This window comes from Pseudomonas sp. IT-347P, from assembly GCF_949768005.1.
Lineage (GTDB): Bacteria > Pseudomonadota > Gammaproteobacteria > Pseudomonadales > Pseudomonadaceae > Aquipseudomonas.
Window position 1 is genome coordinate 14,973 of record NZ_CATKPQ010000022.1, and the last position, 20,805, is coordinate 35,777.

Below are 20,805 nucleotides of genomic sequence, written 5' to 3' on the forward strand. Positions count from 1 at the left end.
TCCGAGTGATATTTACCTTTGCTTCATTCGATTCGTGCCACCACACCCCGCCGAGCATCATCCGCCCATCTTCAATACATTGGCGGATGCATCCATGGAACAGTCACTCAAACATTTGCGCTTCCCCTTGGCCCTGTTGGCCGTGCTGGTGATGAGCGCCTGCGGCAAGACTCCGGAGACTGCCGCCACGATGCCTGCTGCGAAAGTCAGCGTGGCCAAAGTGCTGGAACAACCGGTCAACGAGTGGGACGAATTCACCGGGCGCCTCGAAGCGCCGGAAACCGTTGAAATCCGTCCACGGGTCTCCGGCCAGATCGACGAGGTGGCTTTCACTGAAGGCGCCCTGGTCAAGAAAGGCGACTTGCTGTTCCAGATCGATCCGCGTCCGTTCCAGGCTGAGGTACGCCGCCTCGAAGCTCTGGTCGCCCAAGCTCGCGCCAACGCCACCCGCAGTGAAAACGAAGCCGGCCGAGGGGAACGCCTGCGTGCCAGCAACGCCATCTCCGCCGAACTGGCCGACTCGCGCACCAGCGCCGCTCAGGAAGCCCGCGCCGCCGTCGGTGCCCTGCAAGCGCAACTGGACCTGGCCAGACTGAACCTCAGCTTCACCCGCGTCACCGCGCCAATCAGTGGCCGCGTCAGCCGTGCCGAGATCACCGCCGGTAACCTGGTAACAGCCGACACCACGCCGCTGACCAGTGTCGTTTCCACTGACAAGGTCTACGCCTACTTCGACGCCGACGAGCGTGTGTTCCTCAAATACACCCAACTCGCCCGCAACGGCCAGCGCGGCGCCACCACTCCGGTGTACATGGGCCTGTCCAACGAAGACGGCAACCCGCACCTCGGTCAGATGAACTTCGTCGACAACCAGGTCAACCCGAAAACCGGCACCATCCGTGGCCGTGCAGTGTTCGACAACAGCGACGGCACCTATACCCCGGGCCTCTACGCCCGCTTGAAACTGGTCGGCAGCGGCACCTACAACGCCATGCTGATCAACGACGAAGCGGTCGGCACTGACCTCGGCAAGAAATTCGTGCTGGTGATGGATGCGGACAACAAAACCGCGTATCGCGCCGTCGAACTGGGTCCGAAAATCGAAGGCCTGCGCATCGTCCGTACCGGCCTGAACAAAGGCGACACGATCATCGTCAAGGGTCTGCAACGGGTTCGTCCTGGCTCACCGGTCACTCCTGAAGTGGTGCCGATGGCCAGCGAACAGACCATCGCGGCACTCGCTCAACAACGTCAAGCGCTGGAAGCCAGCAACCTGCCCAAAGTCGCCCCTGCCAAAGGCGCGTCTGGTTCGGTTGTGAAGCTGGCTGCTACGACCCCACGCGGTTAAGGGACGACAACTCCGATGAATTTTTCCCAATTCTTCATTTCACGGCCGATCTTCGCAGCGGTGCTGTCGCTGTTGATCCTGATCGCTGGTGCGATCTCGCTGTTCCAGCTACCGATCAGCGAATACCCGGAAGTCGTGCCGCCAACCGTGGTGGTACGTGCCAACTTCCCGGGCGCCAACCCAAAAGTCATCGGTGAAACCGTGGCCGCTCCGCTTGAGCAGGCCATCACCGGCGTCGAGAACATGCTTTATATGTCCTCGCAGTCGACCGCCGACGGCAAGATTACCCTGACCATCACCTTCGCCCTGGGCACTGACCTGGACAACGCGCAGGTGCAGGTACAAAACCGGGTGACCCGAACCGAGCCGAAGCTTCCCGAGGAAGTGACGCGCATCGGTATCACCGTCGACAAGGCGTCGCCCGACCTGACCATGGTTGTGCACTTGACCTCCCCGGACAAGCGCTACGACATGCTCTACCTGTCCAACTACGCGATCCTCAACATCAAGGATGAGCTCGCTCGTCTGGGTGGTGTCGGCGACGTGCAACTGTTCGGTATGGGCGATTACTCGCTGCGCGTCTGGCTCGATCCGAACAAGACGGCGTCGCGCAACCTGACTGCGACCGATGTGGTCACCGCGATTCGTGAGCAGAACCGCCAGGTCGCGGCCGGTCAACTCGGCGCGCCCCCTGCCCCGAATGCCCAGAGCTTCCAGCTGTCGGTCAACACTCAAGGGCGTCTGGTCTCCGAGGAAGAGTTCGAGAACATCATCATTCGCTCCGGCGACAACGGTGAAATCACTCGCCTCAAGGACATCGCTCGCGTTGAACTGGGCTCCAGCCAATACGCCCTGCGTTCGTTGTTGAACAACCAGCCCGCTGTAGCGATCCCGATCTTCCAGCGTCCAGGCTCCAACGCCATCGATATTTCGAACGAAGTTCGCGGCAAGATGGAAGAGCTGAAGAAAGGCTTCCCGCAAGGCATGGACTACAGCATCGTCTATGACCCGACGATCTTCGTGCGCGGCTCGATCGAGGCGGTGGTTCACACACTCTTCGAAGCACTGATTCTCGTGGTGCTGGTGGTGATCCTGTTCCTGCAGACCTGGCGCGCTTCGATCATTCCGCTGGTGGCGGTGCCGGTATCGTTGATCGGTACGTTTGCAGTCATGCACCTGTTCGGCTTCTCGCTCAACGCGTTGTCACTGTTCGGCCTGGTGCTGGCAATCGGTATCGTGGTGGACGACGCCATCGTGGTGGTGGAGAACGTCGAACGGAACATCGAGCTGGGACTGACACCGGTCGAAGCGACCAAACGGGCGATGCGTGAAGTGACCGGCCCGATCATCGCGACGGCACTGGTGCTGTGTGCGGTGTTTGTACCGGCAGCGTTCATCTCCGGCCTGACCGGGCAGTTCTACAAGCAGTTCGCACTGACCATCGCCATCTCGACCGTGATCTCGGCGTTCAACTCGCTGACCCTGTCGCCAGCGCTGGCCGCTGTGTTGCTGAAAAGCCATGACGCACCGAAAGACCGCTTCTCCAGGGTGCTCGACAAGATCTTCGGTGGCTGGTTGTTCCGTCCGTTCAACCGCTTCTTCGACCGTGCCAGCCATGGCTACGTCGGCACCGTGCGCCGGGTCATCCGTGGCAGCGGCATCGCCCTGCTGCTTTATGCAGGCCTGATGGTGCTGACCTTCTTCGGTTTCTCCAGCACGCCGACCGGTTTCGTACCCGGCCAGGACAAGCAATACCTGGTGGCCTTCGCGCAATTGCCGGACGCCGCAAGCCTGGACCGCACCGAAGACGTGATCAAGCGCATGTCCGACCTCGCCCTGAAACAGCCAGGTGTGGAAAGCGCCGTGGCGTTCCCGGGCCTGTCGATCAACGGCTTCACCAACAGCCCGAACGCCGGCATCGTGTTCGTGACCCTGAAACCGTTTGACGAACGTAAAGACCCGAGCATGTCCGCCGGTGCGATTGCCGGTGCCTTGAACGGCCAGTACGCGAACATTCAAGAGGCGTACATGGCGATCTTCCCGCCACCGCCGGTACAAGGTCTGGGCACCATTGGTGGTTTCCGCCTGCAAATCGAAGACCGGGGCAACCTGGGCTACGACGAGCTGTACAAAGAAACCATGAACATCATCAACAAGAGCCACAACGTGCCGGAACTGGCGGGCTTGTTCACCAGCTACACGGTAAACGTGCCGCAGGTCGATGCCGCCATCGACCGTGAAAAAGCCAAGACTCACGGCGTGGCCGTCAGCGACATCTTCGACACCCTGCAGATTTACCTGGGTTCGCTGTATGCCAACGACTTCAACCGCTTCGGTCGCACCTATCAGGTCAACGTTCAGGCCGAACAACAGTTCCGCCTCGAATCCGATCAGATCGGTCAGCTGAAAGTGCGTAACAACAAAGGCGAAATGATCCCGCTGGCGACCTTTATCAAGGTCAGCGACACCTCGGGTCCGGATCGCGTGATGCACTACAACGGCTTCATCACTGCAGAAATCAACGGCGCGGCTGCCCCGGGCTATAGCTCCGGCCAGGCCGAGAAAGCCATCGAAAAACTGCTGAAGGATGAGTTGCCGAACGGTATGACCTACGAGTGGACCGACCTGACCTACCAGCAGATTCTGTCCGGCAACACGGCGCTGTTCGTGTTCCCGCTCTGCGTACTGCTGGCGTTCCTGGTGCTCGCCGCTCAATACGAAAGCTGGAGCCTGCCACTGGCGGTGATCCTGATCGTACCGATGACCCTGCTGTCAGCCATCACTGGTGTGATCATCTCCGGCGGTGATAACAACATCTTCACCCAGATCGGCTTGATCGTACTGGTGGGACTTGCCTGTAAGAACGCAATTCTGATCGTCGAGTTCGCCAAGGATAAACAGCTGGAAGGCCTCGACCCGCTCGCGGCAGTACTGGAAGCCTGCCGTCTGCGTCTGCGGCCGATCCTGATGACCTCCTTTGCGTTCATCATGGGTGTGGTGCCACTGGTGTTCTCCAGCGGTGCCGGTGCCGAGATGCGTCACGCCATGGGTGTGGCGGTGTTCTCCGGGATGCTCGGGGTGACCTTCTTCGGTCTGCTGCTGACGCCAGTGTTCTACGTACTGATCCGTAACTTTGTCGAACGCGGTGAGGCCCGCAAAGCGGCCAAGGCCATGAAACTGGAGGCGCAACAATGAGTCTGAAAGTCTTCCTGCCGAGTCTGCTGGTGCTGGCCCTCAGTGCCTGCGCCGTCGGCCCCGACTACAAGACCCCAGCCACGGAGGCGGCCAACATCACGGCCGTCACCGACGGCGCCGCCGGGCAAAAGAACTTCGACCGTTCAAAATTCGAAGGCATCTGGTGGCAGCAATTCGACGATCCGACCCTCAACCAGTTGGTGACCCAATCGCTGCAAGGCAACCGTGAACTGCGCGTGGCATTCGCCCGCTGGAAAGCCGCCCGGGCGATCCGCGACGACGCCAGCAACGATGCGATGCCGACCATCACCAGCCGCGCCAGCAGTGACCTTGGCAAGGGGCAGATTCCCGGCCAGACCACCGACCGGGTCAATAGCGAACGCTATGACCTCGGGCTGGACATGGCCTGGGAACTGGACCTGTTTGGTCGCATCCAGCGCAATCTGGAAGCCAGTGACGCCGACCAGCAAGCCGCCGAAGCCGATCTGTATCAACTGCAAGTCACCATGATTGCCGAACTGGTGGACGCTTACGGTCAACTGCGCGGTGCGCAACTGCGCGAGAAGATCGCTGTGGCCAACCTGAACAATCAGCAGGAGTCGCGCAAGATCACCATAAGCCTGCGTGATGCCGGTGTCGGTGATCAGCTCGATGTAGAGCGCGCCGATGCGCGTCTGGCCAACGTTGAAGCCAGCGTGCCGCAACTGCAGGCGGAACAGGTACGGCAGAAAAACCGCATCGCCACCCTGCTCGGCGAGCGTCCGGACAAGCTGACCGTCGACCTGAGCCCGAAAGACTTGCCGGCAATTGCCAAAGCGCTCCCGATCGGCGATCCGGGTGAACTGCTGCAACGTCGTCCGGACATTCTCAGCGCTGAACGCAACTTGGCATCAGCCACGGCGCGTATCGGCGTGGCGAAAGCCGATCTGTTCCCACGGGTCAGCCTCAGCGGCTTCCTCGGCTGGACGGCCGGGCGTGGTTCGCAGATCGGTTCCTCGGCGGCCAACGCCTGGGCACTCGGCCCGAGCATCACGTGGGCGGCGTTCGACCTTGGCAGCGTACGCGCCCGTTTGCGTGGCGCCGATGCTGAAGCCGAAGGCGCACTGGCGACTTACGAGCAACAAGTGCTGCTGGCACTGGAAGAATCGGAAAACGCCTTCAGCGATTACGGCAAGCGTCAGCAACGCCTGATCTCGCTGATCCGTCAGAGTGAATCAAGCCGCAAGGCTGCCGACCTCGCTGAAATCCGCTATCGCGAAGGCACTACTGACTTCCTCGTGCTGCTCGACGCACAGCGTGAACGTCTGAACGCCGAAGACAGCCAGGCCCAGGCCGAAGTCGACCTGTATCGCGGCATTGTTGCGATCTACAAGGCCCTTGGCGGTGGCTGGCAACCGGAGACAGTCGCCAGCAAATAACCGATTGTTAAAGAGCTCCTTTGGTTGGCCGCAACCAACCAATTTTTTTGCCCCGCGTATCATTCGGTCGCGGGGCTTTTTTTTGATTTTTGATCAATGAACTCTTGTGGGAGCGAGCCTGCTCGCGAATGCGCTGTGTCAGGCGACACCATCGGGACTGATCCAATGCTTTCGCGAGCAGGCTCGCTCCTTCAGGTTTAACGGTGTTCTTCAGATTGGGGGTTTTCCAGCACCGTGACGGTTGCCGTGGTGCCTGCACGCAAACGGGTCTTGCCGGCATAGTCGGCATCGATTTCGATCCGCACCGGCACCCGTTGCGCGAGTTTTACCCAGGTGTAACTCGGGTTGATGTTGGCCAGCAGTCGGCTACCCGGCGCGTTTTCCCGGTCGGCAATGGCGAAGGCAATGCTCTGCACGGTGGCGCCGAAAGTCTCACCGCTCATCAATTGCACCCGTACCCGATCACCCTCTTCGATCCGCGGTAATTTGGTTTCTTCGAAGTAGCCACTGACGTAAAACGAATCACTGTCGACCAGGGCCAATAGCGCGCCACCGGCTACCGCGTAATCGCCCTGACGGGTCAGCAGGTTTGTGACGTAGCCACTGACCGGAGACTCGACGCGGGTACGCTGCAGATCCAGCTCGGCCTGGGTCAACGCAGCAATCGCCAACTGCACGTTGGCCTCGGCCAGGCCGAGATTGGCCTGATTGCGCAACAGGTCCGCCTGGGCCACCGCTACATCGGTACTGGATTTCTCCCACTCCTCCCCGGAAATCGCAAACCCCTGTTTGAGCGTACGCCGCCGACGCTCTTCGCTTTGCCGCTGCTTGAGCAAGGCTTCGCTGGCAACGATCGCCGCTTGCGACTGGCCCAGCGTTGCCTTCGCCACCTCCACCGAGCGGCGCGAATGCTCCACCGCGAGGCGATAGCGCGCCGGGTCGATTTCCATCAACAGTTGGCCCTTGTCGACATGTTGGTTGTCCTGCACCGCCAGACTGACAATGCGCCCGGAGACATCCGCCGACAGCGTCACCACATCTGCCCTGATCCTGGCGTCCCGAGTCCACGGTGCGCGGGTGTAATGTTCCCACGCAAACCAGCCGAGCACGATCGCCAGCAGCACCACCGCCAATGTGATCAATCGCGTGAATAGCAGTTTCAAGGCATCAGGCTCCCATCAGCAAAATCAATGCGGCACAGACGCAGGCGTACAAGGCACCTTCGAACAGCGCCTCATGCCAGACCAGACGCAGCACACCCAGACGTCGCAATCCCCAGTCCAGCATCATGAATATCGGGATAGCCAACAATAACGCCTGGGCAATGGGCGGCAGATAGACACCGCCGATCTCGAAATCAATGGGCAAGGGCTGCTTCTCCTTCCGGAACAGAACGCTGGATAGCGTCACCGTGGCGCTGCAGAAATGACACGACAATCAGCAAGGCGACGCGCATACGAAACAGTGACCACACATGCGCATGGCTGGCGACGTGCAGCTCATCCAGCTCGTCGCCCAATGTGTGCAGGGTCGCCAACAATGGCGACAGTTGAACGTCTTGCCGACCGGCGACAAAGCGCCCGGTCTTGCGCACCGCAGAAGCCAGGCGCTGATTTAAGGCGTCCGTCAGCAGCTCGTTGTCATGTGCCTGCAGCCGCAACTGATGCATTGCTACACCCAGAGCCACACAAGCGAGGCTGATTTCATACAGTTGCTGCGTGGGCCGGCTGTCCGCCGCTGGCAGCAGGCCGAGCATGCTGGTCAGGCGATCGACCATGCGGCTTTCGAAAGCAAACTGTTGCTCATCGGTAGCGGGGGTCTTGGTCAGCGCATACACCTGCTCGCGCGCTTCGTTATACAGACGGCGAAGGCGCCATGCCGGGCGAAACGGGAAAATCCAGGCATAGACGACGAGGGCAAGCATGGCCGCGCTGACATAGGCACCGGCGAACTCGAACCATTGAATGGCGGTGTTTTGCCCGGTGCCAAAATTCTGTGGACCGAGCATCAGGAAACTTGACAATCCCAGGCCCATGCCGATACCCGTGGTTGCCGGACTGGCCAGACCGACTGCGATCACATACAGCAGCGGCGCCAGCAGCAATGCCAACAGTTCGAAGTCGCTGATCGCCGGCACCAGCATGAATTGATAGAACGCCGAGACCACCAGTGCCAGTCCCAGGCCTCGGGCATAACTTTGCGCTGCCATGAGTGGACGGGGAAACGTGGCCATCAGCGAACAAAGGATGCCCACCAGGATCATGCCGCCACGTGCACCGTCCCAAGCCGTTTCGATCCAGATCAACCCGGCCACCAGCAACGCCGTGAACGCGCGGATCGCATTCATCGACGCCAAGGTGAAATCCAGATGCAGCGGGCTGACCTGTCCGCGATAGAGGCAACTGGCCTCACGCCCTTCCTGAATGGCATCGCTCAATTCGAGGATCTGTTCCAGTTGCTGCAACAGCCGCGCCTGTTCCCAGCGCAGCGCCCAGGCCAGCGAACGCAAGGTGGCGCTCATGTCTTCAGTCAACTGCTCAGCCTGATACGCCAACGCCTCGAACTGTTGCTGCAGCTTGACGAAGTGCTGGCGTGCGGGTTCGGGCAGTGATCGCCCCTGCTCCGCCAACTGGTCGAGCAGGGCCAGTTCTTCGGCGCGCAAGCGCTGGATATCTAGCGGCAGATCACCCTCCCAGCGCTCGGTGAGCAGCTCACGCTGATGGCGTAACGCGGTCAATCGCGAGGTCAGCAACATCAGTTGATTGCCCAACAGCAGCACCAGTTGGTTGGCGCTGCGCAACCGTGGCGTATCGAAATACAAGTGCCGCCGCAAGCCTTCAAGGGCACTGATCTCACCGAGCAACTGCATTTGCCGGCGCTGGAACCCGGCTTCGCTTTCTTCCGTACGAAGCACTGCGGCGGCGTGGCTGGCGGCCAGTTTGATCACCTGATCGACCTTGGCGAAATAGCCCTTCGCCACGGCTTGCGGGCGCGCCGTGAGCAGGCTGACCACGCACACGCACGCCACGGCCAGCAAGGTTTCAGTGACACGGGTTACCGCCAACAGAAACGTGCCGTCCTGATCCGGGATGGCCAATAACGCCACGACTACGGCGGTGTAGCCACTGAGCACAAACGCCTGCGAACTGGTGTAACGCAACAGCGTACCAGCGGCGGTGCACAACGCCAGCCACAGGGCCAGGGTGGTAATGAAGGGCAGCGGAGCCTGGGGAAATATCGCCATGATCAACACCGCCACCGCCGCCCCGAGGGTCGTGCCGATCACCTGGCCGAAACTGCGTGCCAGTGCCATCCCGGCCAGCGGCTGGCTGACAATGACCACCGCCATGATCGACCACTTGGGCTGATCGAGATCGAACAGAAACGCCAGATACAGCGTCAACAGCCCTGCCGCAATGGTTCGCAGGGCAAACAGCAGGACAGCCTGACCGGGGTGGATCACGGCCTTGAAATAATTGAACAGGGCTTGCATGGGCGCACTCATCAAAACGACTTCTGCAAGCGTAGACACTGCAACGAAAGCCTGACGGGTAACTGAGTCGACGCAGTTTGTAGGGCGATTCGCATGCAAGGGTTTGACTCATGGCCTGAGCTGACCGAAGCTTGCCGCTCTGCTCAAGAACGCCTGTTTCGGAAACCTGCATGCCTCAGTCTCGCCGTTACCTGCTTATCAGCCTGGGCCTTGTGCTTGTCGCCCTCGTGGCGTGGTTGTCGCTGCGCAGCACCGCCCCGGTCATCCCCGATGCGATCAAGCACGGCTATAGCGAAGCGCTGGATGCCGCGCGCAAGGGGCAACCGGGTGCGGCGCGCCAGCTGTATCAACAGTTGGGTCGGCCGGACATCTCAGTCAAACGGCGGGTGTGGCTGCATGGGGAGTTGCCTAATTATCCAAGCCCGCAAGCGTTGAAACTGGCCGACACGGACCTGCAAAACGAATCCCCCGCCGTGCGGCTGGCGGCGATCAAAAGCGTGGTGGGCCTGGTGCCGGGCGGGCAACGCAGCCTGTTGCTCGGGCCAATGCTCGATGATGAGGATCAAACGGTGCGCTTCGCCGCGATCAACGCCCTGCTCGGCTTGAGCCCGGATGAACTGGGCTTGTACTTCGCGCCGTTGCAACAAGCCATCGATGGTTGGGAACAAACGCTCAAGGCGCAACCGGAGAGCGCCGCCAACTACGCGCAACTGGCCCGACTGCATCTGCACAATGCCGAACTCAAAGAGGCACAGGTCGCGCTCGACAATACTCTGCGTCTGGAACCCGGCAATCTGCAGGCGCTGGTGATGCAAATCGATGTCCTTGATCGCCAGGGCCAGACTGATGCCGCCCGGCAACTGCTGGGCCAGCAACTCAAGGCGCAACCTGATTCTGCTTATCTGCAACATGCCCTGGGTCTCTGGCTGTTGCACCATGATCAGCGCGAATACGCCCTGCTCGGCCTGTCCAAAGCCGTCGAACTCGAGCCGGACAACAAGGATTACCGCTACGACCTCGCCACCACCCTGCATAGCGCCGAGGAACTGGAAGCGGCGCAGAAGCAATTGCAGGAGATCGTCCAGCGCCACCCCGCCGACCGCAAGGCGCGGGTCTTGCTGATCAACTACTGGAAGGAAAGCGGGCAATTGCAGAACGTACAGATTCTGCTGGCGCAACTGGAGCAACTCAACCCTGATGATCCCGCGTTGCAGCAAGGCCTCTGAAGCACTTTCGACAGCTCGTTTGACACATCCGGAAAGGAAGTTCGGAACTGCCATCACGCCATAAGGTCAAGTGATACAGGCCGTTCGATTAGTTGACGACCTCGCTTCCCTTAGTCATGAGAGGGCATTTTTTGTCTACTTCTAACGAGTTGATCAGTGCGAAAGCCGCTACCGGCATTGGGGGTCTGGACGACATCCTGGCCGGTGGTTTGTCTCGCGGTCATGTGTTTTTGCTGGAGGGTGAACCCGGAACCGGCAAAACCACAGTCGCTTTGCATTTTCTCCTGGCCGGCGCGAAAGCCGGCGAGCGCTCGTTGTACATCACGCTCTCGGAAACCGAGCGCGAATTACGGCAAGGGGCGTTGTCCCATGGCTGGACGCTGGATGACAACATCAAGATTTTCGAGCTGACGCCTCCGGAAAGCCTGCTCAATGCCGAGCACCAGCAGAGCCTGTTGTACTCCTCCGACCTTGAACTGGGTGAAGCCACCAAGCAGATTTTCGAAGCGGTCGAACGCTTCAAACCTACGCGGGTAGTGCTCGACAGCCTGTCGGAGATTCGTTTGCTGGCGCAGAGTTCGTTGCGATACCGCCGGCAGATTCTGGCCATCAAGCATTACTTCGTGCGGTACAACGCGACGGTGTTGCTGCTTGACGACCTGACTACCGAATCCCTCGACAAAACCGTGCACAGTGTGGCCCACGGGGTGATTCGTCTCGAAGAGCTGACACCCAACTATGGCGCCGAGCGACGCCGTGTGCGGGTGGTCAAATACCGCGGGCAAAAGTATCGCGGCGGTTTCCACGACTTCACCATCATGGGTGACGGCGTGCATGTGTTCCCGCGTCTGGTCGCGGCTGAACATCGCGGCGACTATGCGCGCCTGCAACTGACCAGCGGCATCAAGGAAATGGACGCCCTGCTCGGCGGCGGCATCGAGACCGGCTCCAGTACGCTGATTCTCGGCCCGGCCGGTACCGGTAAATCGCTGATCTCGATGATCTTCGCCGCTGCTGCCGTGGGCCGTGGCGAGAAAGCCGCGCTGTTTATCTTCGATGAAGAGCTGGGCCTGCTGTTTGAGCGCATGAAAAACATCGGCATCGACCTCAAGGCATTGCAGGCCACCGGCAATCTGTTGATCGAACAGGTCGACGCCGCCGAACTGTCGCCGGGCGAGTTCTCCCATCGCGTGCGGCGCTGCGTCGATGACGGGCAAATCAAAACCGTGGTCATCGACAGCATCAACGGCTATCAGGCGGCAATGCCGGAAGAAAACGCGTTGGTCCTGCACATGCACGAACTGTTGCTGTACTTGAACCGCAAAGGCGCGGCGACGTTCATGACGGTCGCCCAGCATGGTCTGGTCGGCGACATGCAAGCGCCGGTCGACATTACTTATCTGGCTGACACGGTGATTCTGTTGCGTTACTTCGAAGCACTGGGCAAGGTCCGCCGCGCGATCTCGATCATCAAGAAGCGCACCGGCAGCCACGAATCGACTATTCGTGAATACCGCATTTCCACGCAAGGCATGACCATCGGCGAACCGCTGGAAGCCTTCCAAGGTGTATTGCGAGGCGTCCCCACCTACCTCGGTGCCAGTAATCCGTTGCTGCAGGAAGGAAACTTGTGACGGTTCAGGTTCCGCTGGCCGAACGGGCGCTGATTCTGGCGCCCGTGGGTCGCGACAGTCAGATTGCGCTGATGATTCTCAACGAGGCGGGTTACGGCGGACTCGTCACGCCCAATCTGAGTTCGCTATGTACGGAACTCGACATCGGTGCCGGTCTGCTGCTGGTCGCCGCCGAAGCGTTGCGCGGGCCGGAACTGGAGGCGCTGTTCCTGTATCTGGAACAGCAACCCGCCTGGTCCGATCTGCCGATCGTGCTGCTGACCCATCACGGCGGTCAGGAACAAGGCCCCTCTTCACGCTTGAGCGAGCTGTTGGGTAACGTGACGTTTCTTGAACGACCGTTTCATCCCGCGACCCTGGTCAGTATGGTTTCCGCTGCATTGCGCGGCCGCCGACGACAATACGAAGCTCGCGACCGGCTGATCGATCTGAGTGAAAGCGAACGGCGTCTGCAGTCGACCCTGGAAACCCTCGAGCAACAGGTCGAAGAGCGCACCGCGCAACTGCGCCACAATGAAGAGGCGCTACGCCAGTCGCAGAAAATGGAAGCGGTCGGCCAACTCACGGGCGGTATCGCCCACGACTTCAACAACATGCTCACCGGCATTATCGGCAGCCTCGAGTTGTTGCGTCGACGTCTGGCCCGTGGTCGCACGGAAGACCTCGACAGCCTGATTGATCTGGGCGTGACCTCGGCTAATCGCGCCGCCGGTCTGACCCATCGCTTGCTGGCGTTTTCCCGCCGGCAGTCGCTCGACTCCAAAGCCGTGCAGATGAATAGCCTGGTGCTGTCCATGGGTGAGCTGCTGCAACGCAGCCTCAACGAAAGCATTCAATTGGAAATGCGTCTGGACGAAAAACTGTGGGTCGCAGAAGCCGATCCCAATCAACTGGAAAGCGCCCTGCTCAATCTGGTGATCAATGCCCGCGATGCCATGCCCGACGGCGGCAAACTGGTGGTCGAAACCAGTAATCAGGTGCTCAAGCGCGAGTTTACCGAAGCCTACAGCAACCTCGAACCCGGTGATTACGTGATGCTCAGTGTCACCGACAACGGTAGCGGGATGCCGCAAAGTGTCATCAGTCGTGCGTTCGATCCGTTTTTCACCACCAAACCGATTGGCCAGGGCACCGGACTTGGCCTGTCGATGATCTATGGTTTCAGTAAGCAATCACGGGGACATGTGTCGATCGACAGCGAGATCGATGAGGGCACCACCGTCAGGCTTTACCTGCCGCGCTTCCGCGGTGAAGAACGGGTCAGCCCCGCCCCCGATGTTCAACAACTGCCGGACGCGCTGGACGGCGAAACGGTACTGATCGTCGAAGACGACCCGGCCGTGCGCGTGCTGGTTTGCGCGGTGCTCGGTGAGCTGGGCTATGCCTATGTCGAAGCGTGGGATGCCGACAGCGCCGTGCCGATTCTGAACTCGACGCAGCGCATCGATCTGCTGATCAGTGATGTCGGTCTGCCGGGCATGAACGGCCGGCAACTGGCGGAAGTTGGCCGCCAATACCGACCAGGTCTGAAAGTCCTGTTTATCACCGGATACGCCGAACACGCGGCAGTACGCGGAGGATTTCTCGATTCGGGGATGCAGATGATCACCAAACCGTTCACGTTTGACCTGCTGACCGCCAAGGTGCGGGAGATGATCAAAAGCTGAAACCGCTGAAACTGTAGGAGTTGCCGAAGGCTGCGATCTTTTGATGTTGATGATCAAGAACAAGATCAAAAGATCGCAGCATTCGGCAGCTCCTGAACGTTGTTACGCGAGCAATTCCTGAATCTTTTCCTGCAACACGTCCAGATCGAATGGTTTTTCCAGGATCGGCGCCTTACGCGTGATCGGGCTGCCGGTTTCGCGGATTTCCTGCGGATAACCGCTGATGAAAATCACCTTGAGGTCCGGGCGCAGTTTCACGGCCGGCTCGGCGATCTGCACGCCGGAGATCCCGCCCGGCAAGCGAAAATCGGTGATCAACATGTCCAGATGCGGCTTGCTCGCAAGAATCTCGAACGCCTGCTCGCCGTTTTCGGCCTGCAACACGCGATATCCCTGGCCTGACAGGTAATCCGTCAGGACCATCAAGATAACCGGTTCGTCCTCGACGACGAGTACTACATCTTGTGCATCTACGCTCATGGGAAGCCTTTGTTCGGTCAATAGCTGCTGATACGACCGTACGGTCAATCAGAGGTTGCGTCGGATGTGCCGTTTTCCTGGATTGGCAGACAAACGCGAAACTGGGCGCCTTCGTTGATTTCACTCTCGACGACGATGGAGCCGCCATGGGCGGCGACGATCTGCTCGGAAATGAACAGACCCAGCCCGAGCCCGGCCACTACCGTCTTGGCGGAAACCCGTTCGAACTGTTGGAAAATACGCTTCTGGTTTTCCTTGCTGATGCCGATGCCATGATCCTGCACCTCGATGCGCGCCTCCTCACCTTCACGGTAAACGCGCACCTGGATCGGGCTGCGACCGCCGTAGCGCAGAGCATTGGTCAGCAGGTTGGTGACCACTTGTTCAATGCGGAACTCGTCCCAGTTGCCCTCCACCGGAGCGGGTGCGGTAAACGACACTTCGGTTTCCGCGGCCTCGATCTGTTGCGCGAAGTTCTGCAACAGGTTGCTCACCAGTTGCACCAGATCGAAGCGACTCGGTCGAATCGACAACTTGCCGGTGCGTATACGCGACACGTCGAGCATGTCTTCGATCAGGCGGATCAGGCTTTTGATCTGCCGCTCATCGCGGTCGACCATGGCGTGCATCTTGTCGAGGGTGAACGCGGCGGCGTTGTCACGGGCCAGGTGCATCTTGCGCAACTGGGTTTCGAGGATCAGGCCGTTGAGCGGCGTACGCACTTCATGGGCGACGATGGACATGAAGTCATCGCGCATGCGCACCGCTTGCTCCAGTTCCAGCTGAGTGCTTTGCAGTTGCTGCAACAGCGCTTCCTGTTCGCGACGGGCCTGCTCCAGCGCTTCGAGCTGTTGTTTGAGCGCTTTGCTCTGGCGATACAGATCGACGAAGACATTGACCTTGCTCTTGACCGCATGGATATCCAGCGGCTTGTGCAGAAAGTCCACCGCCCCGCTCTCGTACCCCTTGAAGGCGTAATTGAGTTCGCGGCCGGCAGCGCTGACGAAAATGATCGGGATGTTCTTGGTTTTTTCTGTGCCGCGCATCAATTCGGCGAGTTCGAAGCCGTTCATGCCCGGCATCTGCACATCAAGGATGGCCATGGCGAATTCGTGCTGCAACAGCAACGACAGGGCTTCATCCGCCGACAACGCTTTGTAGACAGTACGGTCTTCGCGCTTGATCAGCGCTTCGAGCGCCAGCAGGTTCTCCGGCAGATCGTCGACGATCAGCAGTTTGGCTTGGATATTACTCAGCATGCGATTCGTTCCAGCTCGACAAGCAGACGGCCGATGCCGTTAATGGTTAGGACATGATCCGGCTGCTGAACCTTCAGCGCAGCCAGAGGCATGGTGGCGACTTGCGCCTCTTCAGGATCCTGAACGATGGTCAGACCGCCGCGGCGTTTGACCTGTGCCAAGCCCCTCGCGCCATCGTGATTGGCGCCGGTGAGCAATACAGCGGCCAGTGATTCTCCGTAGGCGTCCGCCGCCGATTCGAACAGGTAGTCAATCGATGGCCGGGAATAATGCACGCGCTCCTCAAGGCTCAGCGAAAGGCTGCGATCCTGCTCCACCGACAGGTGATAACCCGGCGTCGCGAAATACACGTTGCCGGCGACGATGTCCTGTTTGTCGGCCGCTTCGTGTACCGGCATGGTCACGCGTCGGGAGAAGACCTCCGCCAATTGACTGCGGCGCTCTTCGGGCAGGTGCAGGACGATAATGATCGGTAGCACATAGCCGCGGCGCAGCGGTCCGAGCAGGCTCAGCAGCGCCTCGACGCCACCGGCGGAAGCCCCGACCACAATCGCCTCGACGCGAGGTAAATCCACGGCCTCGTTCATGTTTTGCGGTAGATCCGTTCTTGTTTGACCAGCGCCTCGAACTGGGTCGCATAACCGGAGAAATCCAGCGTTTCCTTGCTGCCCAGCACCAGAAAGCCGCGGTGGCACAGCGATTCGTGAAACAGACCGAAGGCACGATCCTGAAGTTTCTTGTTGAAATAAATCAGTACGTTGCGGCAGGAAATCAATTGGGTTTCGGAGAACACGCTGTCCGTCGCCAGACTGTGGTCGGCAAAGGTCACGTTCTCGCACAGGCTCTTGTCGAAGATCGCGTAACCGTACGCCGCCGTGTAGTAGTCGGCAAACGAGCGCTGACCACCGGCCTGCTGATAGTTGGCCGTATACGCGCGGACATTCTCCATCGAGAAAATCCCCTGCTTGGCCTTGTCCAGCGAGCGCGGGTTGATGTCGGTCGCGTAGATGATCGTGCGATCGAGCAGGCCTTCTTCGCGCAACAGAATCGCCATCGAATAGACCTCCTCGCCCGTGCTGCACCCGGCGATCCAGATCTTGATTGACGGATAGGTGCGCAGCAGCGGCACCACTTCCCTGCGAATGGCGAGGAAGTGCGACGGATCACGAAACATCTCGCTGACCGGAATCGTCAGCAATTGCAGCAACTGCATGAACGCGGTCGGATCGTGCAGGACCTTCTCTTGCAATGCAGAAATGGTCGCACACTCGAACTGGCTCAGCGCGTGCTGTACCCGACGCTTGATCGAAGCGCCGGAATAATCGCGAAAATCGTAGCTGTACTTGAGGTAAATCGCCTCAATCAACAAGCGCAGTTCGATTTCACTGTTTCGTTCGGCTGGTGTACTGCGTTCCACTAAATGCGTTCCATCTTCGGTAACCACACGCGAATCAACGAGAACAGGCGATCCAGGTCGATGGGCTTGGCCAGGTAATCATTGGCGCCCGCTTGCAGGCAGCGCTCCTGATCGTCTTTCATGGCCTTGGCCGTCACCGCGATGATCGGCAGCTTGCGCCAGCGCGGATCCTTGCGGATTTCAATGGTGGCTTCGAAACCGTCCATTTCCGGCATCATCACGTCCATCAACACCAGATCGATGTCCTCGACTTCATTGAGTCTTTCAATCGCCTCACGGCCGTTACGGCCGATCACCACGACTGCGCCTTTGGTCTCCAGGGCGCTGGTGAGGGCGAAGATGTTACGCACATCGTCGTCCACCAGCAGCACCTTGCGACCCTCGAAGACCTTATCGCGGCTGCGCGCTGTCTTGAGCATCTTCTGCCGTTCATGGGACAACTGCGATTCGACTTTGTGCAGAAAGAGTGTGACCTCGTCCAGCAAGCGCTCCGGTGAGCGTGCACCCTTGATGATGATCGAGCGCGAATACTTGCGCAGCTCGGCCTCTTCATCACGGGTCAGGTTGCGCCCGGTGTAGACAATGACCGGCGGGAACGAACAGATATCTTCGGTCGACATGCGCTTGAGCAGCTCATTGCCGAGCATGTCCGGCAGTTTCAGATCAATGATCATGCAGTCATAGATCGTTGTGCGCAGCCGCTCAAGGGCATCCTGGGCAAGGCCGACGGCGGTGATTTCGATGTCTTCGTCGCCGATCAGTCGTGCAATGCTTTCGCGTTGCAAATCGTCGTCCTCCACCAGCAGCACGCGTTTGACCTTCTGGGTCAGCTTCGCTTCAAGGCGGGCGAACACGTCCTTGAGTTCTTCGCGAGTGGTCGGTTTGACCGCATAACCAATCGCGCCCATATGCATGGCGGCTTCGACGCGGTCTTCGACGGAGATCACATGCACCGGAATATGGCGGGTATCGGCGTGTTCTTTCAAGCGTTGCAGCACGGTGAGGCCCGAGTGATCCGGCAGACGCATGTCGAGCAGGATCGCGTCCGGCACGAACTCTTTCGCCAGGTCGTAACCTTCGTCCGCGCCATGGGCCACCAGGCACTGATAGCCGAGTTCATGCGCCAGATCGTAGAGGATGTGCGCAAAATTCGGCTCGTCTTCGACCACCAGAATGCAGCGCGTGTCGAATGGCGCCTTGTTGCGGTCATCGGCGAAGCGCGGAATGTGCACCGGTGCCAGCGGAGAAACCACCGGCGGCAATGGCGCGCTGACCACCGCCGCTGGCGGCGTGAAGGTCAACGGTTCGAAGCGCGTTTCGCCGGACTCGTCGAAATTCTGCGGCAACACCAGGGTGAACACGCTGCCCTGCCCCGGCGTACTGCTGACACTGATCGAACCGCCGAGCAAGGTTGCCAGATCCCGCGAAATCGACAGGCCCAGACCGGTGCCGCCGTACTTGCGATTGGTGGTGCCGTCGGCCTGGCGGAAGGCTTCAAAGATGCTCTCCTGCTGGTCAGCAGCAATGCCGATACCCGAATCGCGCACGATGAACGCCACCCGGTCATCAGGCTGGCCAGCGATGGTCAGGCTGACCGTGCCCTTCTCGGTGAACTTCACCGCGTTGGACAGCAGATTTTTAATGACCTGCTCCAGACGCTGGCGGTCGGTGTAGAGCATGCCCGGTGCGCCGGGCTGCATGTCGACACTGAAGATCAGCTGCTTGTCGGCCGCCAAAGGCTCGAACATGCTGCGCAGGCCATCGGCCAGACGCGCGACGCTGGTGTTCTCCGGAATGACTTCAAGCTTGCCCGCCTCGACCTTGGAGATATCCAGAATGTCATTGATCAGGTTGAGCAAATCGTTGCCCGCGGAGTAGATCGATTCGGCAAACTTGACCTGTTCGGCGCTGAGGTTGTCTTGCGGGTTCTCCGCCAGCAACTTGGCGAGGATCAGCGAACTGTTCAGCGGCGTGCGCAGTTCGTGAGACATGTTGGCGAGGAATTCGGACTTGTATTTGCTTGAGCGCTGCAACTCTTCGGCGCGCTCTTCCAGTTGCACTTGGGCCTGATTGAGTTCGGTGTTCTTCAGGTCCATGGCGTCGCGTTGTTCGGCCAGGGTCTGCGCCTGTTCGGCAAGTTGCTCGTTGGTCTGCTCCAGTTCGACTTGCTGGGTTTCCAGATGCGCCTGGGATTCCTTGAGAATCCGCGATTGTTCTTCCAGTTCTTCGTTGGCGGTTTTCAACTCTTCCTGCTGTACCTGCAACTCTTCGTTGAGTTGCTGGGTTTCGGCCAGCACTTCCTGCAAACGCTGACGGTAGCGCGCAGCTTCAATGGAGGTGCCGATGTTGCCGGCAATCAGTTCCAGCAATTCGATATCGCGATCCGAGAGCGGACGCAGGAAACCCAGTTCGATCACGCCGTTGACTCGGTCGTCATCGCTGGTCGGCACCACCAGCACACTGTGTGGCAAGCCCTCGCCCAGCCCGGAGCTGACCTTGAAGTAATCGGCCGGCACCGAATCCATACGGATCAGGCGCGCCTGCTGCGCAACTTGCCCGACAATGCCTTCGCCGCTGTAGATCAACTGTGCCTGCTCCTCCTGCTCGCGGGAGAAACCGTAAGTGGCCACACGCTTGAGGCCACCATGTTCTTCACGCACATATAGCGCGGCCACGGCGCTGCCCAGGTATTGCGCGCAAAACTGCAGAATATTGCGCCCCAACAGATTCAGCGTCAGTTGCCCCAGCACCTGCTCAGCCAATTCGGTCTGGCCATTGCGCAACCACGCCTGCTGCTCCAGACGCTCGGCACTGGCTTGTTGAGCGTCCAGCGTGGCGCTGTAGCTGTCGGAGAGATTGACCAGGTCACGCCGGCCGATATAGGCCAGCAAGCCGCTGATACCGGCAATGAACAGCAGATAAAGGCTGATACTCCAGATCGTGGTACGGCGCACCTCTTCATTGCGCGTGGTGCGCAGAACCTGTTCGGTTTCGATGACGTCTTCGAATTGCTTGCGGATTTCGTCCGTCAGGCGCTTGCCGCGACCGGCCTTGACCGCACCCCGGTAATCGCCGCTGGAGCGCTGCAGATCGATCATCGATTGCGCGTAATTGGCCCACTCGATCTGCAAGGCCTGCAAACGGCGCAAGCGATCGGTTTGCACCGGGTTATCGGCGGTCAGATCCAGCAAAGTACTCAGCGCCACCGCGATGCGCGGCTTGGCTGTCTCGTAAGGGTCAAGGAAATGTTCGTCGCCACTGAGCAGGAAACCGCGCATACCGGTTTCCAGGTCCACGGTGAGCTTCACCGCTTCATTGGCGTTATTGATCACCCGGTCGGTGTGCTCCACCCACTGGATAACCGACAGCAGATAAGTGATCAGCGACACGAAGAACACGGCACTGAGCACACCAACGCCCAAGGGCAGACTGATGTTGCGACTCAGGAGTTTGCGAAACCGTTGCTCATCAACCGTAGACGGAGAGGACATGGGGCAGCCTTGTCGAACTGTTGAAAAACAGGCAGTTTGCCCCAAAACGACGGCATGGATCCATTTTTCTCACACCTTTCGCAGCAAATTCCTACGCACATAGACACGTTTTCAGGCTTGAACAGTTATCCTTGCGCCCCCGTCTGCAGCTATGCTTTTTTTGTTGCAGGCAGGGAA

General features: G+C 59.6%; 14 protein-coding genes. 6 read left to right on the forward strand and 8 right to left on the reverse strand.

Features of this window, described 5'->3' with window-relative positions; genetic code table 11:
* Positions 1-94: 94 nt before the first annotated feature.
* Genes mexE through ACM6IV_RS08925 form a run of 3 tightly spaced genes read left to right on the forward strand, consistent with a single transcriptional unit; the run spans position 95 to position 5,961 of the window.
* Entirely contained in the window at positions 95-1,348 is a 1,254-nt protein-coding gene (mexE, locus tag ACM6IV_RS08915) for a multidrug efflux RND transporter periplasmic adaptor subunit MexE (protein WP_414869641.1), read from the forward strand.
* A 15-nt stretch (positions 1,349-1,363) separates the two neighbouring features.
* Positions 1,364-4,543, forward strand: coding sequence for an efflux RND transporter permease subunit (locus ACM6IV_RS08920; RefSeq protein ID WP_414869642.1), 3,180 nt, complete (start codon positions 1,364-1,366; stop codon positions 4,541-4,543).
* Positions 4,540-5,961: an efflux transporter outer membrane subunit gene (locus ACM6IV_RS08925; protein WP_414869643.1), complete on the forward strand. Its 1,422-nt coding sequence runs from the start codon at positions 4,540-4,542 to the stop codon at positions 5,959-5,961. The genes ACM6IV_RS08920 and ACM6IV_RS08925 overlap by 4 nt, the downstream gene beginning before the upstream one ends.
* Before the next feature lie 197 nt (positions 5,962-6,158).
* Here ACM6IV_RS08925 and ACM6IV_RS08930 read toward each other — a convergent pair whose 3' ends face one another.
* Genes ACM6IV_RS08930 through ACM6IV_RS08940 form a run of 3 tightly spaced genes read right to left on the reverse strand, consistent with a single transcriptional unit; the run spans position 6,159 to position 9,454 of the window.
* On the reverse strand, positions 6,159-7,124 hold the full coding sequence (locus tag ACM6IV_RS08930) for a biotin/lipoyl-binding protein (protein ID WP_414869644.1): 966 nt from the start codon (positions 7,122-7,124) through the stop codon (positions 6,159-6,161).
* A 4-nt stretch (positions 7,125-7,128) separates the two neighbouring features.
* A complete protein-coding gene (locus ACM6IV_RS08935; RefSeq protein ID WP_414869645.1) occupies positions 7,129-7,329 on the reverse strand; it encodes a DUF1656 domain-containing protein in 201 nt (66 codons plus the stop codon).
* The gene (locus tag ACM6IV_RS08940) at positions 7,319-9,454 is read right to left on the reverse strand and encodes an FUSC family protein (RefSeq protein ID WP_414869646.1); all 2,136 of its coding nucleotides are present in this window, start codon (positions 9,452-9,454) and stop codon (positions 7,319-7,321) included. Before ACM6IV_RS08940 ends, ACM6IV_RS08935 begins: the two co-directional genes overlap by 11 nt.
* A gap of 170 nt (positions 9,455-9,624) precedes the next feature.
* Here ACM6IV_RS08940 and ACM6IV_RS08945 point away from each other — a divergent pair, with 170 nt between their 5' ends.
* The 3 genes from ACM6IV_RS08945 to ACM6IV_RS08955 all read left to right on the forward strand — a co-directional run bounded on the left by ACM6IV_RS08945 (position 9,625) and on the right by ACM6IV_RS08955 (position 13,981).
* A complete protein-coding gene (locus ACM6IV_RS08945; RefSeq protein ID WP_414869647.1) occupies positions 9,625-10,680 on the forward strand; it encodes a tetratricopeptide repeat protein in 1,056 nt (351 codons plus the stop codon).
* A 131-nt stretch (positions 10,681-10,811) separates the two neighbouring features.
* Complete coding sequence (locus ACM6IV_RS08950) at positions 10,812-12,314, forward strand: ATPase domain-containing protein (RefSeq protein ID WP_414869648.1); 1,503 nt, start codon at positions 10,812-10,814, stop codon at positions 12,312-12,314.
* The gene (locus tag ACM6IV_RS08955; RefSeq protein ID WP_414869649.1) at positions 12,311-13,981 is read left to right on the forward strand and encodes an ATP-binding protein; all 1,671 of its coding nucleotides are present in this window, start codon (positions 12,311-12,313) and stop codon (positions 13,979-13,981) included. Before ACM6IV_RS08950 ends, ACM6IV_RS08955 begins: the two co-directional genes overlap by 4 nt.
* Positions 13,982-14,083: 102 nt before the next feature.
* On the opposite strand, the gene ACM6IV_RS08960 is transcribed toward ACM6IV_RS08955, so the two are convergent.
* The 5 genes from ACM6IV_RS08960 to ACM6IV_RS08980 are packed head-to-tail and all read right to left on the reverse strand — an operon-like array spanning position 14,084 to position 20,628.
* On the reverse strand, positions 14,084-14,461 hold the full coding sequence (locus tag ACM6IV_RS08960) for a response regulator (protein ID WP_003225116.1): 378 nt from the start codon (positions 14,459-14,461) through the stop codon (positions 14,084-14,086).
* 44 nt (positions 14,462-14,505) lie between these two features.
* Positions 14,506-15,720: an ATP-binding protein gene (locus ACM6IV_RS08965; protein ID WP_414869650.1), complete on the reverse strand. Its 1,215-nt coding sequence runs from the start codon at positions 15,718-15,720 to the stop codon at positions 14,506-14,508.
* On the reverse strand, positions 15,714-16,307 hold the full coding sequence (locus ACM6IV_RS08970) for a chemotaxis protein CheB (protein ID WP_414869651.1): 594 nt from the start codon (positions 16,305-16,307) through the stop codon (positions 15,714-15,716). Before ACM6IV_RS08970 ends, ACM6IV_RS08965 begins: the two co-directional genes overlap by 7 nt.
* Positions 16,304-17,137: a CheR family methyltransferase gene (locus ACM6IV_RS08975; RefSeq protein ID WP_414869652.1), complete on the reverse strand. Its 834-nt coding sequence runs from the start codon at positions 17,135-17,137 to the stop codon at positions 16,304-16,306. Before ACM6IV_RS08975 ends, ACM6IV_RS08970 begins: the two co-directional genes overlap by 4 nt.
* Positions 17,137-20,628, reverse strand: a complete 3,492-nt coding sequence (locus ACM6IV_RS08980) for a response regulator (RefSeq protein ID WP_414869653.1) — start codon at positions 20,626-20,628, stop codon at positions 17,137-17,139. Before ACM6IV_RS08980 ends, ACM6IV_RS08975 begins: the two co-directional genes overlap by 1 nt.
* Positions 20,629-20,805: the final 177 nt, after the last annotated feature.

What these genes read in the sequence shown, in the direction of transcription:
- ACM6IV_RS08960 (WP_003225116.1), bottom strand. Translation starts at nt 14,461, where the DNA reads ATGAGCGTAGATGCACAAGATGTAGTACTCGTCGTCGAGGACGAACCG.
- ACM6IV_RS08970 (WP_414869651.1), bottom strand. Translation starts at nt 16,307, where the DNA reads ATGAACGAGGCCGTGGATTTACCTCGCGTCGAGGCGATTGTGGTCGGG.
- ACM6IV_RS08940 (WP_414869646.1), bottom strand. Translation starts at nt 9,454, where the DNA reads ATGCAAGCCCTGTTCAATTATTTCAAGGCCGTGATCCACCCCGGTCAG.
- mexE (WP_414869641.1), top strand. Translation starts at nt 95, where the DNA reads ATGGAACAGTCACTCAAACATTTGCGCTTCCCCTTGGCCCTGTTGGCC.
- ACM6IV_RS08945 (WP_414869647.1), top strand. Translation starts at nt 9,625, where the DNA reads ATGCCTCAGTCTCGCCGTTACCTGCTTATCAGCCTGGGCCTTGTGCTT.
- ACM6IV_RS08920 (WP_414869642.1), top strand. Translation starts at nt 1,364, where the DNA reads ATGAATTTTTCCCAATTCTTCATTTCACGGCCGATCTTCGCAGCGGTG.
- ACM6IV_RS08925 (WP_414869643.1), top strand. Translation starts at nt 4,540, where the DNA reads ATGAGTCTGAAAGTCTTCCTGCCGAGTCTGCTGGTGCTGGCCCTCAGT.
- ACM6IV_RS08965 (WP_414869650.1), bottom strand. Translation starts at nt 15,720, where the DNA reads ATGCTGAGTAATATCCAAGCCAAACTGCTGATCGTCGACGATCTGCCG.
- ACM6IV_RS08980 (WP_414869653.1), bottom strand. Translation starts at nt 20,628, where the DNA reads ATGTCCTCTCCGTCTACGGTTGATGAGCAACGGTTTCGCAAACTCCTG.